Here is a 16,858-nt window from a genome sequence, read left to right as displayed (position 1 = left end):
GCCTCATTTAATAGAAGCGTGTTATTGATTGATGAATCTTTAAGTTTTGCTTTTACTATTTGAATATATCCCAGTTGTTATAATAGGCAGACATATCTTTTTCCGTCTCTCTGACCTCAAGTGGTTTACCATCCTTTGTTACTCGGAAATAGAAGTGGAGTTTTTTGTTGGCATCATAAGCCTTATCGTCAAACTCATTAATAAGGTCTTCACGTTTAAAAATAAAGTAATGGAATTCACCCTCTTTGCCTTCAACTACAAAGATGAAATATGGGAAATCTGGATTATCTATTTCTTTATCAAATACAGTATGCCATCCAGAGCAAATTACCTCATCGCTATCAGTGTATGAACGACTATATGAAACCTTGATATTGTATGATTTCCCATTCTTACTTGCTACAATACCACTTCCTTCAGAGCGATTTCCTTTTCGAACACTATACCCATACTTTTCTTCTAGAATTGCCATAATCTCTCTGCGGGTTCGTTTCCTTCCACTTTCCTTTTTTTCTTCTCCGCTAGTTACATCATCTTCACCCTCATCTTTGTTTTGCAACTCTTGCTGGTATTCTTGTAACATATCTACTTTTTCTTCCAGGTCCTTTATCCGTGTAAGCATTTCAAGAATTACTTTTTCATAATTCATCGTAACACCTCCTTTAATTTATCTAATTTAATCATATGTTATTTTTGATTTTTTGTCAATGATAAATTTAGATAAATTAATGATAAATTATGGTTATTTAGATAAAGTTGATTCTGTGCTTTCTAGATAAAAAGTCTGGAGCATTTTTTTCTAGCAGATAACTACTTATACATATTCCCTATCTACATATTTTTCCACCGCTGCTTTTAATTCATTGTATCTATCAACATCCTCCCAAGGGAAAAGACAACTATTAAAATGTCCATAAACCGCTGTATCAGAGTAGTGAATGTTTCTAAGTCTAAGCTTTTCAATAATTGCTGCAGGCCTTAGGTTGAAAACCTCTTGAGCTGCTAGGGTTAAAACTTCATCTGAAACAGTTCCTGTACCAAATGTATTTATTGAAAAAGCCACAGGATTTGCCTTACCGATGGCATAGGAAATACTGACTTCACATTTCTCAGCAAAACCACACCATACGATATGTTTAGCAATATACCTGGCCATATAAGCACCACTTCGGTCTACTTTGGTTGGATCCTTCCCGCTAAGTGCGCCACCACCATGGGAAGCAAGACCTCCATAAGTATCTACCATGATTTTTCTACCAGTTAAGCCTGTATCTGCAGCAGGTCCTCCTAATATAAATTGGCCAGATGGATTAATTAAGATTTCTGTTTCGTTATCAAAAGGAAAGTCCTCAAAGCACTGCCATAATACATAATTTATAATATCCGCTTTTAACTCTTCCTGGCTTTTATTATTTTCATGCTGAACAGATACTACAATGGTCTTAACTCTCACTGGAAGCTCCCCATCATACTCAATTGTAACCTGTGCCTTCCCATCAGGAAGGATCCCTTTAATGAGCTTACCTTTTCTTGCTTCATCTATTCTTTTTACAATCCTATGAGATAAAACAAGGGGAAGAGGTAGCATTTCTCTAGTTTCTTTTGTGGCATATCCATACATAGTCCCTTGGTCACCAGCACCGATAGAACCATACTGTTCGTTTATTCCATTTCGTGCTTCTAGTGCTGTATTCACACCAGCTGCAATATCAGGACTTTGATTGTGTACATATACATAAATTAAAAATTTCAAAGGGTTATAACCCAGTTGTTTAAGCACATTCTTCACAATATATCTGATATCAATTTTCTCGCTGCAGGAGATCTCACCCGCCACGATAATTTTCCCTTTGGTTGCCATTACCTCACAAGCGACACGTGATGCTTTGTCTTTACGTAAACATGCTTCTAAAATGCTATCTGCTATGATGTCGCATAGTTTATCAGGATGTCCAGCACATACACTTTCAGCTGTTAAATATCTTTTACTCATTATATATCTACTCATCTTTATTTTCCTCTGCGGGCAGATAGCAGTCGCTCCATCACATCGTCCTGTGGGTTTAAACCAGAATACTCTGTAGCACAATTCTCTTTAACGATTTGATAAATCTCCATCCACAATCTGTTTGTCTGACTCATAAAGTTCTGACTCATAGCTACATAAGGACTTTGAATAGCATTGCCGGTAGTTGGATGCTTGGCAAGAAAGCCAAACTCAGTTATCGCCTCCTCACACTGTATCCATCTGGCCGCACTCATGGCATATCGTTCTAGAAGCTGTGGGAGCACCAAATGGGCACAGCCTCGCTCCTCAAGCCATTTCCAAGTAATTTCATAAATCTCGCTGGCTACTAGGGTTTTCCCGTCCTTTTGCACCGCTGAGAGCATGGCCCTTGGCTTTGGCATTTCCTGCCCCTTTAAATCAGCGGTATTTTGGAAGTCGATAATTTCTAGCTTTCTCTTACCTGGATTACCCTGTGCAATTTTATCAGCAAGTGGTTTCTTTTTTTGACCAGAGCCTATACGGGCACCGCCACGATTTGTTCCATCTTTGGCCATTCACTCACCTCTTTTCGTTGATGGGTCTATTACCCTGTTTGAAACCGCGAATTTTCACGCGTTACCCCACGCCCGTTGCACATCAAAAAAGCTGTGAAGATTTGACTCCCCCTACCGGGTTCCCCAACGGTCTCCATCTTTTGCAGTGATGGTAGAGTGACAGGAAGTACAAAGGGACATAAGATTGCTTCTATCATGTGTTCCACCTCTTGCAAGAGGAAGAATGTGATGCACCTCGGTTGCTGGGGTCAGCTTTCCTTGTCTTTTACACTCCTCGCAAAGAGGATGAGCCGCAATGTAGCGGTCACGTATTCTTTTCCATGCACGACCATATCGCTTACGGGTTGCTGGATCGCGGTCATACTTTTCATACCGTGCGGCTTCCTTTTTAGCATGTTCTTCACAAAACCGTCTGTCAGTCAGTTCTGGACAACCAGGATAAGAGCATGGTCGCTTAGGTTTCCTTGGCATACTACACCTCCTTTTGCCCATAGAAAAAGCCCTCGCAGGAGAAATGCTCCCGTGAAGGCTTCTGTTTGCTATTATTCCATACTACCATTATATAACTTTCACTACGGACAAACAGTGTCATCGTATGCCAACCTGTGACAAAGTGTGCCAACTTTTATTTAGGCACCTTTAAATGCTGCAAGGCTGATGAGTGAAGTCTATGCACAGTTCTCATAGAAACATTAAGGTTGACACAGATTTCTTCCCAGTTAAGAAAGTTAATGTAACGGTAGCGAAGAAGCAGCTTCTCATCCACGTTTTCCATCTGGTTAATCGCTTCACGAATATCTGACTTAAGCTTTATTAAACGTTCCACCTCTTGTTGTATCTGCTTCTCCAAATCTACTATTCTAATCACGTATTTTTCAAAAGGTGGATCAGTACTTTTTGTTTTACTGACTTTTTCCTCAAGAACAGGAGATGAAACACTTCTTGAGAGTTCCCTTAGATTTTGCAACTCCTCAAGATCGGAATTAATCAGCTCATTTAAGCGATAAGCTTGTTTCAAGAATTCCTTTGCCGTCATCGCACCACCTCCTCATGTAGCTTTTTAATTAGCATCTCAGGATCGAGAGATGTCAGGGTAGTGAAATACCCGGAATGGAAGAAACGCTCAATCTCACGTTTCGTATATCTAGCAGAATCATTGCGAGGGTATTTTGCTAGTCTTTTCAGAGCAAAACGATAATCTTTGACCGCCTGTAGAATAATGGCATTTGCCAGCTTTTCAAATGCATCCATCATACAACACCCCTCGCTTTCCCCAGATTTGCTTTGACAGCGTTAATAAGATCGGACTGTGTCTTTTCCTTTCGTTTCAAGGCTCTCATCACATCTTCATCAATCGTGCCTTTAGTAACAATGTGATGGATAACCACCGTTTCATTTTGTCCCTGTCTCCAAAGTCTTGCATTTGTTTGCTGATAGAGTTCCAGACTCCAGGTAAGACCAAACCAAATAAGTGTTGAACCTCCACTTTGTAAATTGAGACCGTGTCCTGCTGATGCGGGATGGATAACCGCCACAGAAATATCTCCGTTGTTCCAGTCTTTGATATCCTTAGATGTTTTAATTTCTCTAACATTAAATCTTGCTTTAATACGCTCTAAATCGTGATTATACCAATATGCAATAAGAACAGGTTTGCCGTTTGCACCTTCGATTAAATCTTCAAGAGCATCCAGCTTGCGGTCATGGATAATATGAGTATTTTTATCATCATCATAGACAGCACCGTTTGCCATTTGAAGGAGTTTGCCAGAAAGGACTGCTGCATTCATGGCATCAATCTCCTCATTTGCAAGCTCAAGAACCATCTCTTCACGAAAGTGATCGTATACTGATTGTTCTTTATCATTTAGATACACCGACACTTCATTTATCACGCATTCTGGCATTTTCAGAAAATCAACCGACTTCATTGAAATGGTAATATCTGAAATTAGCCGATATATGGCATCTTCTGCCCCAGGTAACGGTTTATATGAAAATACAATCTGCTGATTACGTTTATCTGGAGTAAAGAAGGAATTGCGGTAGTGAGTTATGTATCTGCCGAGTCTTTTACCCATGTCGAGAATACGAAACTCTGCCCACAAATCCATTAACCCGTTACTGGATGGAGTACCTGTAAGACCCACGATACGTTTCGCCCTAGGTCTGACTTTTAGTAAACTCTTAAATCTTTTTGCTCCATAGGACTTAAAAGATGACAATTCATCAATGACCACCATGTCATAATCAAAAGGAATGCCACTTTTGTTTACTAACCAGTCAACATTTTCTCTGTTTATAAGATAGACACTTGCTGGTTTCCTAAGAGCTGCTAACCGCTCCTGTTCTGTTCCAATAGCCACTGAATACTCCAGTCCTTTTAAATGCTCCCATTTGTTTATCTCAGCTGGCCAAGTATCCCTTGCTACCCTTAGTGGGGCAATGACCAGAACCTTTCCAATTTCAAAACTATCAAGGCATAAATCAAATATAGCAGTTAAAGTGATTACGCTTTTGCCAAGACCCATCTCTAAAAACACCGCTGCTATGGGATGCTCAAGTATAAAATTCGTAGCATATGTTTGATATTTATGAGGATTGTATTTCATAGAGTATCCCTCCAATCTGCTCAACATCATCAATGACATAGCAGGTAAAGCCTAACTTTTGTAATTGCTTTATTCTTCTAATCTGTAGTGGTCGAGGTTTCTTTCCGGAAGCCTTTAATTCCACAAAAGCGATCTTCCCTAGCGGTAAAAGCACTAAGCGGTCTGGCATCCCATCTAAACCCGGACTAACAAACTTTGCTGCAATGCCTCCCATCTTTTTTACCTCAGCCACCAGTTTCTTTTCGATATATTTTTCAAGCATAAATACCTCCCATATAAAAAGGCTCGGAACAAGAAAACAACTTTGACCCATTTTTCCTATACGCGCGCGTATGCGTGTATGCACAGGCTACACTTTCCTCTTTTTTACTATTTATAAATAAATAGGGTACTTCTTGTTCCACTTGTTCCGAACCGTAGATTTTCCTTTTGATTACTAGCTTTGGGGAAAGAACCAGTATGAGAACAAGGTAAGGTACAACTAGCTTTGTTCCTCGACTCGGGAATAAGCTCGTTGCTTTCCATAGATAGGAAAATTGATTGTTCCGTTCTTGTTCCCGGTGTACTTGTTCCACCCACTGATCTTTCTCATAATGGCACCGATGGCATAAGAATCAGATGTTCTCATTGAGGATGCATCTTTTCCAAAACATTCACACCAAATCTCCATATTGCAGACAAGGGTTCTTTTTACTGTTCCAACACGGGTTCCGCCGCCAAATTCGCTACCGCCGAGGAAATTTCTACGTTCGTATAAAGACATAGTGTCCCAATCATCCGGCAAAAGAGTATCCAGATAGGTACGAACCAATCCTTCTCGTTCATCTGTTTCCATGGCATCTGCCTGCTCACTAGTTGCCATGGATGCATCATCACCTTCAAGGTAGAGTTTTTCGCCTTTCTCATATAGCACTAGTGTCTCTGCCCAAATCTGCTGTACTTCCTCTTTAGTCATCTGCCAAGCTTTCTTTTTACCATTACCGCTAATACGGACTGGCCAGAATCTTCGATTGCCAGTTATATCTCGAAGAAACCCGCTTTCTGCATTTGTTGAACCTACAATCACACACTGACGGGGATGGCTTTCCACATTGACTCCATAACTTGCCCGGTACTTATCATCTGCCCTCGAAATAAAAGACTTCACAATTTCCACATCCGTCTTACGCATACCAGCAAGCTCACCCAGTTCCAATAACCAATATCCCTGAAGTTTCTCAGCTCCGGATTTATCTTTCATGTCCGTAATGGTCAAACTATCTGAAAACCAATCTCCAGCAAGTTTTGCAAAGAAGGTTGACTTACCGATACCTTGAGGACCGTTTAAGATAAGGACACTATCAAACTTTGTGCCTGGTCTATAAATGCGGGCTACCGCTGCAACCATCGTTTTGCGGATGACTGCTTTTGTATAGGAATTATCTGTTGCACCGAAATAATCAATTAATAGATTATCTACTCGCCTAATTCCATCCCATTTTGGCAGGGAGTCCAGATACTCCTTAACAGGATGGTAGGCTCGTTCTGACGCTACAGCTAACACAGCATCCTTGGTCTTGGTAGGTGAATAAACTCCGTATTTGCTGCTTAAATACACTTTAAGAAGTGCATTATCTGAATCATTCCAACCCGCCTTGATCTGTTCCCAAGGCAGGCCACCTTTGGCATCAATACCATCACGGTGGCAATTAAAAGCTATATGCTGTAATTCCTTGTCATGACGAATAATCAAAACGATGTTGTCTAGAGTGTCTTTTATTCGGCCTTGCTTATCCAATTCCAAAGCTGTCTGCCAATCCTCATCACTAAACTCCTCTTCAGCCTGTGCCTGTCTTTCCTTAGAAAACTCAGCTTTTACTCTTTCATCTTTTATAGCAAACTCGCACATTGCCACAAAAGATGGCATCTTACCAGGAGCTGTAGTGGTAGAAGCTTTATCATCTAAAGAACCGAATTTATGAATACGAACGAGATCAAAAGCATTGAGGAGTAATCCACTTGCTGGGTCTGTAGCATGATGGCTGTATGCGAATTTATCATCGTAGATAATCACACCGGCACTACTATCAGCTGGAATATAATCGTATCGCCCTTCCATAGCAGAAGGTGCATAAACTGCACCTAAGAATTTATCAATTGCTTCACGAACGGAGTAAGCACGACAGAATGTTCCTACCACACCTTCCTTTAAAAGCGGGTCTGCTTGCTCTTTAAGACTGCGATTTATAACTTCAGACTGCCTGCTTGATACTGGCCATGTTGATGTATCCCGCCAGTTTTGATATTTTGAAAGATAAACATCAGGGTCAAGCAATTCTCCATCCTGCTCTTCATAGACAAATTCACCGTTAGAGGAAGTGGATGGCCAATACATAAGGCGATGGGCTTCATAAGTCGTATCATCGAAAAGATCAATACCAATTTCTTTTGCCACCATACGTCCAACGGCTGCATATTCTTCTTCGCTGATTTCACGAGCAAGGGGAACGATAAGCCTGAGTCTTGGATTTTCGGGTGTGTGCTTATGGGTGGAGTAAACGCAACATTTGTAGTCGAAAAGCATACTGATTTGTTCCCAGATATCCGGTCTACCGTAATCCATATCAAGGGTAAGCAAAGAACGACACAGAACATTGCCCTTCTTTCGCCTTCCTCCTTTTAAATGCCCTCCAACAAAACCACCCACATCTTTGATATCATCTTGTTGACCTCTTTTTAATTTCCGATATTCTTCTACTGTTTCCGTAGTACGTTGTGTTGTCTTTACTCGGGCACAAAAATCCTCCCACGAGATATCTTTGTTTTTCCATTTTCTATCCATCCGGCTATTGCCTACTGCAATTTTCATAAGCTATCAACCTCCTCATGCTCCGGACTAAAATACCTGACCATTTGTCTGCGTTTCTTGGCTACTTCAATTTCCCTCGCCATACCGCTTGAGATGGTATTGCCCAGCACCCACACCTCGGAGCATTTGCCCATAAGCACGATGTCCATAAATATGGCAAGCTCTCGTTCCTCTGGGTTTTCATCATCCATAAACTGCGGAAACATAAGGTGGGGAGCAATTGGGATGCAATTATTCTCCAAGGCAAATCTACAAAAGTTGCGAGCCTTTTTAACGTTTCCTTCTACATCACCGGAATAGGGAGAACAAATATATACAAGCGGCTTAAAGGCAGATTTTTTCTCTGCCTTTTTCTTTCTTATTATGTTGGTCAGTGCCTCATGGGGAGTTGGGTCATGGTATCCTTCATGATTGAATTTATCAATTCCCATTACACACCCTCCATTTCTATCTGCGGCAAAATACCATCTGCCTTCAACAGTTCGTAAATGAAGAGTCTGCCTTTTTGAGTCCAATATGTATGGACTTTTGTATGCAGTTCACCGTTACTACCGATGTAGCTATGTGTCTTGGTGCTGGTATAGCCTTTTTCTGCATACTTCTGATATAAAAGCCAGATACCACCTTGTTTAAATTGGATGCCCTTTTTATTAAGATAGCGGTTCATCCAAATAGCTGACTTGCCGTAATCTTTGGCAATTGCTGATGTAGAAATGAGGTCTTTGCAATTTAGAACTACATCATAATAGGAGACTTTCGGTTTCATTTCCGCAATCTGCTGATTCTGAACAGCAATCGTACCTTCAAGTAATTTATTTTGATTCCTTACTTGATTTAGTTGCTGATTGGCAAACTGTAATGCCCTTGCCATGATTGCTTCTGGAGAGTTCCATCGTCTTTCAATTTCAAGAAAGTACCCGCGGCATTGTTTTCCTTTTGGAGTACGCTGTATCATGCATAGCTCTTTTGCCATATCAATTGTTATTTGGTGGTCAACAGCTGGTCTTCCACCTGTACTTTCCGACAGAAATGTCGAAAAGTCCGTACCCTCCACAAATCCATACTCACACATTCTTGGAAACCATTTATCATAGGGTGTTTTCACTTCCAAAACTGCATGCAAATCACGGCCAAGCACTGTGGGGCGGTCATTTTCATAATTGATTCTTACTAATTCGTCCATACGAATTACCTCCTGTAATATAGTCAGAGAGGAAACCCCTCTACCTAATAGCCACAGGAGGTAATGAATGTTGAGGATTTTGAAAAAATATATTTAATCTTTTTGATAAAACTGACATTCATAGCCATCAGCACTAAGTAACAGGCCTTTTGCCCATGTTGGTGTCCTAGCCATTTGTTCACAAATAGTAGAAAGTGACATCCTCATATCCGCTTCGATTATAATTTCATCGTGTACATGAGCCACAATGGACCAATTCTTTAATGCCTGCATGGCATGACACAAAATGTCACGACTGATTGCCTGGACAATATTCTCTACAAATTTTGGACCGTAGCTTTCGATTCTTTCCCATTTCTTCGTCCCGCCGATCCCTTCATAAGTAACCGACTCACCGCCAAACATATTCTCTCCTATGCGAGGCTTCACATAGGAAAGCCGCCTGCCGGAAGGAAGGACAATAAAGAGCATTCCGCTTTGATATATAAATTTAATACCGTGTGTTTCTGTAGGAATTTTCTGCTTAACGCAGGTTTTTACAGCACGGTCAACATCCCACCATAGTTTTGTAATATTGGGATTGGATTGTCTCCAAGCCATTACAAGAGGTTGAAGTTCCTCTTCTTCAATTCCCATCTCCAAAGCACCCATTGATTTCAAAGCTCCAACAGATCCACCGTAACCTAGGGCTAATTCAGCAATTTTTCCCTTCTGACGAAGATGTCCATTGACACCGTTTTTCTCCACAGGTACGTTAAACATCTGAGATGCACTTGCACAGTAAATGTCACCGCCATTTTGGAATACATCTATTCTCCATTTTTCTCCCGCAATCCAGGCGATAACGCGGGCTTCAATCGCTGAAAAATCTGCAACTATAAACTTCATGCCCTCATTCGGTATAAAAGCAGTTCGGATAAGTTCCGACAGTACCTCCGGGATAGAATCATAAAGTAAGGTAAGAGCATCAAAGTTTCCGCTACGAACTAAAGCACGAGCCTGTTCCAAATCAGGCATATGGTTTTGAGGGAGATTTTGTAGTTGAATAAGCCTGCCCGAAAACCTACCAGTTCTGTTTGCTCCATAAAACTGAAACATTCCTCTTGCACGACCATCTTTGCATACTGCATTCTCCATTGCCGTGTATTTTTTTATCGATGATTTTGCAAGCTGCTGACGAAGTTCCAAAACGGTGCCTAGTGGTTCAGGTGCTGTCTTTAACATCTCAGCAACTGCTTTTTTACCAAGACTATCTGTTTCCAATCCGTTATCAGCAAGCCATTCTTTCATTTGTTGTACAGAGTTTGGATTCTCCAAATTAGTTATATCCTGCATTAAAGCCATTAGCTTTTCCCGCGACTGTTCATCCATCTTGACGGCTTGTTTTACAAAAGCCATGTCAATAGCGATACCACGATCATTGATTTTCTGGTCAAGATGATATTCTGACCATATATTCTCTGGAAGCGGGAATTTAGATAGTATCTGCTGTATTGACATCTCGGCTTCCACATCACGGAGGTTATATGCTTTAAATCGCTCCCATTTATCAATATCGTGTTTTGGCAGATTACGAACTCGTCCTCCGTTTGATTTAGTAGGGGAGCAAGGTGTACAGAAATATTTAATGAGGTCTTTGCCTTCCGTCAATTTTTGTTTTTCCAATCCTAAGACTGCACCGACACCCTCAAGAGAAAGCGGAAGTCCCATATAAGCCGACCATACCATTGAACATTTCCAGGATGTAGGGTCAAGATAATCAGTAAGGTTAAGCCATTTTGATAGGCAAACACGCTCAAACATAGCATTAAAGGCCCATTTGGTAACGGAATTATCCATAAGAGCATTGATTATTTCATTAGGGATTTTCTCTCCGCAGGCAAGATCGACCACCTGAACTGCACCGCCATCAACCGAATAACCAAACAATAGGATTTCAAAATCATCACTCTCGGCATAACGGTAGACTCCACATTTTTGAAGATTGGCACTACTAAATGTTTCAATATCAATTGAAATAGAATTCATGTATTACACCCTTTCCAATGCAAACGAGGTGACAGAAGAACAACTTCCACCACCCCGTTTGTATTCATACTTTAGCTGTTATGCTAGGAAATCATCATCTTCAATTGTGGTGAAATCATCAGCCGCTGTGGTTCTGCTGCCTAAAGGCTCTCCATCTCTAATCTTCTGGATGTTACCAAGTCCGCAGGCCACACCCTTGTTCCCGTTAGAATTGAAAGCATAAAAATTAAGTGACACTCTTGCATAGCAACCACTGTATACCTCATTGCGATCCAGAATAGTCTTGACTGCTTTATCTACAATCTGAGGCGGAGTAGTGCTGTTGGCATTTACAAAATAATGTCCTTTATAAGCCTCATCATCTCGCTCTACATCACCATCTCGAAGCGGCAGCTTGATAGCAGCCTTATTTGGTTTTTTACCGCCAAACTTTGCAATGCCCTCTTCAATAGCTGCATCAACTGCTGCATTGATGGCATTAATGGTTTCCTTATCCGATTTAGGAATCAATACCGATACACTATACTTTTCTGCCCCACCATTGATGGATACCGGTTCCCAGCCATGAAAGTAGCTGAGACGTGTGTTTACACCAGTAATAACCTTCGTTCTGTTTTTATTATTCATATTCACATTCCTCCGTTATTTCGTTAAATTCGTTTTTTGCGTTTGATACGTTCATAGCCGGACGCTTATCCGATAGCGGGACCAGAGTCGGCTTTCCCGGTGGCTTGTATATAAGATCACCGAGTATCTTCTCAAATTTTGATTTGCCCATCAGCCTTTCCATTTCCGTAAGAGTGATGAGACTCTGACGAAAGATATCTTTATAACCGTTTGCTTTGGCTACTTCAGCCACAGCATCTTCATCCTTGTATTTGCGGACAGATCTGCCCTCAACAACCTTAAAACCATGCCACTCTTTACCATGATTAACAGCTGCATCAGTGGCATAAGCAATGATTTCATTTGCCCACTTCGTAAGATCGGACAGTTTAGATAGAACTTCCTCGATTTCAGAGTCCGTAAGTAGTGGGGGTAGCTTGAATTCCGATTGTGCCAATTTCAGTTTTTCCTCGGCCCTAGCACGGCATTTAACTGCCGCTCGACAGAAAGTACACCACTCACCCGGAAGATATTCACCTTCACCGTCATAAGCTTTTTTAGCCCTTGGTTTTAGTTCTTTTTCTGCCCAATCTTTCAGATCCTCTACCCGTATTGTCCATGTGCTGACATTCTCTCTGCGTGGCTGGAAAATGGTCATGGAAACTTCCTCGATGTCGTACAAACTATCGTAAATTTCTAAAGCACCCAGTGCGTACAACTTCATCTGTGGATTGTCCACCGCATCTACCAATACTCCCATGCCATACTTGAAATCGATAATGTGAAGTTTCTTATCGGCAATAATGATGCAGTCACCGGTTCCAAATCCCTGTGGAACATAGCAAGAAAAATCAAGACGCTGTTCGATTAGTATTAAAGGGTCTGTGCAGCTCTGCTTTGCCAGCTCCAACTGCTCCATTACAAATTCCACATAGGCATCACTGTGTTCTTCCATCTCATCGGAGTTATAAACTGAGACAGGACGCTTACTTCTCATATGAAGTGCTTTTTTAAGTTTATGTTCGCAGAGAGCATGGGCAGCGGTGCCTTCGGCGGCTGCACTGGATTCGTTATTTACAAACTCCAGTTCCAATCGTGCAGACGGAAGGCAATTCAGCCACCTATAGGCTCCTGATGCGGAAAGAACTGCATGATCACTCATTCCCAAGTACCTCCGCATCTTTTAACATATCTGCATAATGTTTTGGGTCCACTTCGCTTAATTTAGAGCCACCGTATTTTTGGATAATTTCCCTTACTTGGGCAGTAAGACCGGCTTGACTCTTTTCAGCGAGTTTTGCTCTGACTTCTTCCAGAGTGATTTCCTTTTTATTTGGTTCAGGCTCTTTTACAGTTGTAGTCGGTTCTTTTGTTTCGACAGGTTCATTGCCCGCCATTACATCAGCAACCGCTTGTATGCTGTCTGCCAAAGAGCGCATATCGGAAACCACATCAAGGAGTAGCTTGATCTTGCTCATGGCTTATTCCTCCTTCCTTAATCTCACTGATGGCGAGTTCCTGTACGGTGTCACCCGGAACAAGGATGGTTAGTTTCTGCTTATCACCAAGTAAGAAACGAAGGAAACGCTCCCTAATGGTGACGTTTCGACAGGAAACAACCCCGCCAGTCTGTGGTTTTTTTGAAACACTGATTTTCAAGTTGTGCTTCATGTATTCACCTCTTTCCGAGAGCGTTTATGTGCTGCCCTCTAACTATTAGCCATGGCAAGAGGGGAAAGTTGAGGATTTTGGAAAAATCTTTTTTAATTTCTTTTTTGCTGTATCTAAACGGTGGGAAATGGCACTTACACTTACTCCCTCACGTTCTGCATACTCTGTTACCGAAACACCATCTAAGACTATAGCGATCAGTAGCTCCGCTTGTTTTTTCTTGAGAGCCTTGCGAATAATTTCACAGATATGCTCATACTCTTCTTTTTTCTCTCTAGCCATTTCATCTGAGTAGTCAGGGAAGTAGTCCATATGGTCGGTTTCATCAACCTCTTGGTCATCCTTGCGGAATGGTTTCTTTGGCATACCTCTGTGTCTGTCATATTTATGCCAGTTATTGTATTCCGGCTTGTTGAAACGTTCGTCCATTATCTCCTGTGGAGAACGCCGAGTCACACTTTCTTTGTCCTCTGCAGAAGATAGCCTGTCCTCATAATCCGCCTCAATCATTAAGGTAAAGTCCTCGTCTGGTACCTCCAGATAGATTGATTTGTTTTCGTGCTGAATTCTAATTTTCATTTTGCATCCTTTCCGCCGGATTGCATTGGCGGCAAAGGATACAAAAATAGGCCTGTACCAGAAGTACACAGACCTTTATATCCTGAAAATGAGCGCAATAAGGTAAGGTACTTCTATTGCACCGCAACAATCCTTACGGATTGAAGCGAAACAATATGTATCCTCTGCCCTTATTGCAAATCAGGCATTCGATATTTTTTTAGACGAGGAACGGTCTTAACCTAGCTACTTACGAAGGACCTTTCCTTCGTCTAATATTATTGTAAGGTAGAAATGGACAGCCTTGGCGGACACCTCATGCCCGGTAATTTCAGACTCAAAATGATGCTTTTTTCCACATAAACACCTAAAAACAGCAATAAAAAAAGCCATACACAAACCCTTAAAAGGATTCATGTATGGCTCATGTGCCTAACAGCTAAAAAAAAACGGACATCCCGTGTCCGCTTTTTCAAAAATATTTTGGAATTTTATAATGGTTCTGCACCTTGCTTTAGCAAGAAAGCTCGTATTTCGTCCATCGTTTGGGGGTAAAGGTATGTTAGAGCAAAATCATACCAGATATGACTATTGTTATTATGAAAATTCAACCGAAAAGGAGAGTTGTTAATTATATGATAGCTGATTCTAGGTGGGAGATGTAATCCAAGGCAAATTAAAATGATTGAATTTAATGACCCTTGTTCTTCACCATTAACGATTCGCCTTATAGTGCGTTCGTTAACCATCGTTCTCTCCGCTAATTCTTTAAATGTTACATCTTTCCACTCACGCACTATTTTCAGACTAGTATGATAGTTAGTTGGCAGTTCACCATATATACGATTCTCTTCCATAAGTTTTGCTGCCAGCATTTCTGCCTTTTTTTCTGGCGAAGCATGCTGATATCCTCTTCCATATACTATATCAAAGGCGATATCTGAAGTTTCATCCCTATTTAAGAAACATTCACTATGATATCGTTCCTTACATCCCGACTTTATTGATAAATCAAATATCAAGCAGCACTCATCCATATGGTTACGTGCATAGTCAGTTAGTACGGTCTCCCCAAATATATCCTGAGTTACATACTTGGGATGGTTTAAAACAAAATGTGCATCAACATATTGGTAACTACCATCCCTTCCAAGAGCACTTAATGTAGGGTTGGTAAGTCCCTGAATTGCCGCATCTTCCGCACCAATGGAAAATGTCTGGTTTTTTTCAAGTGCACCCTTCTTAAACCTATGAGGTTTGACGTAACGACCATCTATGTAAGTAAAAGTTCCAATTGCTTCCTCATACCCAGCATCAATCATTCGGATTTTTGCAGCGGTTCGAGAAACACAGAAAAACGTAGCCAAAGCGTCAATAACTGGCTCCATTACATCTATAAGTTCAGATGTTCCTAACTCCGTACGAAATTGCTTAATATACTTAAACGCTTGGGTTTTAAACATTGCAAGAGGCATTTGTATCTTTGGAGTGAGAGCATTTGCCTGCCATTCCATCCAATCAGTTGCATCTCTGCTATTGTCCTTTATGCCACCAACTACCTGACACTTAATTCGTGTTAAGCTGTTGTTATAGAGCCGCTCCAATTCAAATGCTTTTCTATGCTGATCCCAATGAACACACTCATGGACAATGGTATTGTTTACCGATCCTAGATTACGTAGGAAGAACGCTTTTGGATCAACTATGATAGTTCTGGCATCTACATGGGTCTGCACCATTTCGTTACTGTCTTTATCATAGAATACTGCATCACAATCATGAAAGTATAGCTGTCCAAAAACAGAGAAATCCTTTGTAATTTCTCTCATTTCCACTGTAAGACCCATATTTTCTGCTAGTACTTGTGGTTCAATTGCCATTGGGGTTTTTAATGCTTCTGGGTAATGTCTGCGAAGGAAGTCTGTAGCAACAGATTCCAGTTGTTCCTTGTAAATGATAGGTACCAGAGAGTCTGACATAGGTTTGGGCTGCCTATTTTTGCTGGAATACTCAGTTACACTGGAGATTGTGAAATCATCTAAATTGCAATCTAAATCACCTGTGCATTTCAGCATAAACCACTGTCTACAGTTTTCCGATTCATCATAATGATAGTCCGACTCACGGACTTCTAATTCGGCTTCCACAACAATATCAAATTCTATTTTCATATCTGGCAAGTCATTAACAGATACAAACTTTACCTCTATATCTGATAATTCTATGCCTCCAATATTTCGAACCCTATATAGCCTTAAGTCCAAATCATCGTAGTTGTCCGTGGTGTAACTTTGTATAGCAGCAAATACTTCATTATAGAATCTATCTGCCACATAGTCTTTAAATGAACGATTGCTTGCCAAAACACTCCCTCCTGACCCCATATGAAAATGCATCTTAATTAAATAGATAAAAATCAGCTCATAGGTAAATTATAGCATATATTATGATCATCTCAATATTTATTTTGCTTTCGTAAATTTTAATTGTACCAACACTGATTTTGTGATACACTTTTATTTGTAACTAATATGTGTAACAAAAGCGAGGTGGCAATTATGTCCATAAGTTATAAAAAACTATGGAAACTTCTTATTGATAGAGACATGAAGAAAAAGGACTTAAGAGAAGCCGCTGGTATTAGTACTGCCTCGATGGCTAAACTCGGAAAAAATGAAAATGTTAATACTGATATCTTAATAAAAGTATGTAAGGCTCTTAACTGTGATATTTCAGATATTATGGAAATCGTAGATGATGATAACTAATTAGTTTTTATTTACTAAGGGG

General features: G+C 40.7%; 19 protein-coding genes. 1 reads left to right on the top strand and 18 read right to left on the bottom strand.

The features are described from left to right. Positions 1-55: 55 nt before the first annotated feature. The 18 genes from FGK85_RS00800 to FGK85_RS00715 all read right to left on the bottom strand — a co-directional run bounded on the left by FGK85_RS00800 (position 56) and on the right by FGK85_RS00715 (position 16,431). Positions 56-649, bottom strand: a complete 594-nt coding sequence (locus FGK85_RS00800; protein ID WP_113802185.1) for a hypothetical protein — start codon at positions 647-649, stop codon at positions 56-58. 165 nt (positions 650-814) lie between these two features. Continuing rightward, on the bottom strand, positions 815-2,008 hold the full coding sequence (gene metK, locus FGK85_RS00795) for a methionine adenosyltransferase (RefSeq protein WP_243122769.1): 1,194 nt from the start codon (positions 2,006-2,008) through the stop codon (positions 815-817). 2 nt (positions 2,009-2,010) lie between these two features. Continuing rightward, positions 2,011-2,562: a P27 family phage terminase small subunit gene (locus tag FGK85_RS00790; protein WP_035150331.1), complete on the bottom strand. Its 552-nt coding sequence runs from the start codon at positions 2,560-2,562 to the stop codon at positions 2,011-2,013. 111 nt (positions 2,563-2,673) lie between these two features. After that, positions 2,674-3,033, bottom strand: a complete 360-nt coding sequence (locus FGK85_RS00785; protein WP_048718009.1) for an HNH endonuclease — start codon at positions 3,031-3,033, stop codon at positions 2,674-2,676. Positions 3,034-3,187: 154 nt separating this feature from the next. Beyond that, a complete protein-coding gene (locus FGK85_RS00780) occupies positions 3,188-3,598 on the bottom strand; it encodes a DUF1492 domain-containing protein (protein WP_035150326.1) in 411 nt (136 codons plus the stop codon). Continuing rightward, the gene (locus FGK85_RS00775; RefSeq protein WP_171011288.1) at positions 3,595-3,816 is read right to left on the bottom strand and encodes a hypothetical protein; all 222 of its coding nucleotides are present in this window, start codon (positions 3,814-3,816) and stop codon (positions 3,595-3,597) included. The genes FGK85_RS00780 and FGK85_RS00775 overlap by 4 nt, the downstream gene beginning before the upstream one ends. Continuing rightward, positions 3,813-5,174, bottom strand: a complete 1,362-nt coding sequence (locus FGK85_RS00770) for a DEAD/DEAH box helicase (RefSeq protein WP_035150319.1) — start codon at positions 5,172-5,174, stop codon at positions 3,813-3,815. Before FGK85_RS00770 ends, FGK85_RS00775 begins: the two co-directional genes overlap by 4 nt. Further along, entirely contained in the window at positions 5,155-5,436 is a 282-nt protein-coding gene (locus FGK85_RS00765; RefSeq protein WP_138202852.1) for a VRR-NUC domain-containing protein, read from the bottom strand. The genes FGK85_RS00770 and FGK85_RS00765 overlap by 20 nt, the downstream gene beginning before the upstream one ends. A 219-nt stretch (positions 5,437-5,655) precedes the next feature. After that, positions 5,656-8,022 (bottom strand): virulence-associated E family protein, encoded by a 2,367-nt coding sequence (locus FGK85_RS00760; protein WP_138202850.1) that lies wholly within the window; start codon positions 8,020-8,022, stop codon positions 5,656-5,658. After that, positions 8,019-8,453: a DUF7768 domain-containing protein gene (locus FGK85_RS00755; protein WP_138202848.1), complete on the bottom strand. Its 435-nt coding sequence runs from the start codon at positions 8,451-8,453 to the stop codon at positions 8,019-8,021. Before FGK85_RS00755 ends, FGK85_RS00760 begins: the two co-directional genes overlap by 4 nt. After that, the gene (locus FGK85_RS00750) at positions 8,453-9,205 is read right to left on the bottom strand and encodes a phage antirepressor KilAC domain-containing protein (protein ID WP_079413288.1); all 753 of its coding nucleotides are present in this window, start codon (positions 9,203-9,205) and stop codon (positions 8,453-8,455) included. The genes FGK85_RS00755 and FGK85_RS00750 overlap by 1 nt, the downstream gene beginning before the upstream one ends. A gap of 93 nt (positions 9,206-9,298) precedes the next feature. Continuing rightward, positions 9,299-11,233, bottom strand: a complete 1,935-nt coding sequence (locus FGK85_RS00745) for a DNA polymerase (protein WP_138202846.1) — start codon at positions 11,231-11,233, stop codon at positions 9,299-9,301. A 78-nt stretch (positions 11,234-11,311) separates the two neighbouring features. Then, the gene (locus FGK85_RS00740) at positions 11,312-11,860 is read right to left on the bottom strand and encodes a DUF2815 family protein (protein ID WP_138202844.1); all 549 of its coding nucleotides are present in this window, start codon (positions 11,858-11,860) and stop codon (positions 11,312-11,314) included. Next, positions 11,853-13,001: a DUF2800 domain-containing protein gene (locus tag FGK85_RS00735; RefSeq protein ID WP_138202842.1), complete on the bottom strand. Its 1,149-nt coding sequence runs from the start codon at positions 12,999-13,001 to the stop codon at positions 11,853-11,855. Before FGK85_RS00735 ends, FGK85_RS00740 begins: the two co-directional genes overlap by 8 nt. Then, entirely contained in the window at positions 12,994-13,317 is a 324-nt protein-coding gene (locus FGK85_RS00730; RefSeq protein ID WP_050355253.1) for an rRNA biogenesis protein rrp5, read from the bottom strand. The genes FGK85_RS00735 and FGK85_RS00730 overlap by 8 nt, the downstream gene beginning before the upstream one ends. After that, positions 13,292-13,510, bottom strand: coding sequence for a hypothetical protein (locus FGK85_RS00725; protein WP_138202840.1), 219 nt, complete (start codon positions 13,508-13,510; stop codon positions 13,292-13,294). Before FGK85_RS00725 ends, FGK85_RS00730 begins: the two co-directional genes overlap by 26 nt. A gap of 45 nt (positions 13,511-13,555) precedes the next feature. Then, positions 13,556-14,089 carry an ECF-type sigma factor gene (locus tag FGK85_RS00720; protein WP_243122768.1) on the bottom strand — a complete coding sequence of 178 codons (534 nt, stop codon included), beginning with the start codon at positions 14,087-14,089 and terminating at the stop codon, positions 13,556-13,558. A 470-nt stretch (positions 14,090-14,559) separates the two neighbouring features. Next, a complete protein-coding gene (locus tag FGK85_RS00715) occupies positions 14,560-16,431 on the bottom strand; it encodes a helix-turn-helix domain-containing protein (protein ID WP_138202838.1) in 1,872 nt (623 codons plus the stop codon). A 195-nt stretch (positions 16,432-16,626) separates the two neighbouring features. On the opposite strand from FGK85_RS00715, the gene FGK85_RS00710 reads away from it, so the two are divergent. Next, entirely contained in the window at positions 16,627-16,836 is a 210-nt protein-coding gene (locus FGK85_RS00710; RefSeq protein WP_138202908.1) for a helix-turn-helix domain-containing protein, read from the top strand. The last annotated feature ends 22 nt before the right edge of the window (positions 16,837-16,858 follow it).

The organism is Haloimpatiens lingqiaonensis (assembly GCF_901447495.1).
GTDB lineage: Bacteria > Bacillota > Clostridia > Clostridiales > Clostridiaceae > Haloimpatiens > Haloimpatiens lingqiaonensis.
Note: the sequence above shows the minus strand (reverse complement) of the source record. Positions and strands in the feature narration are given on the sequence as shown.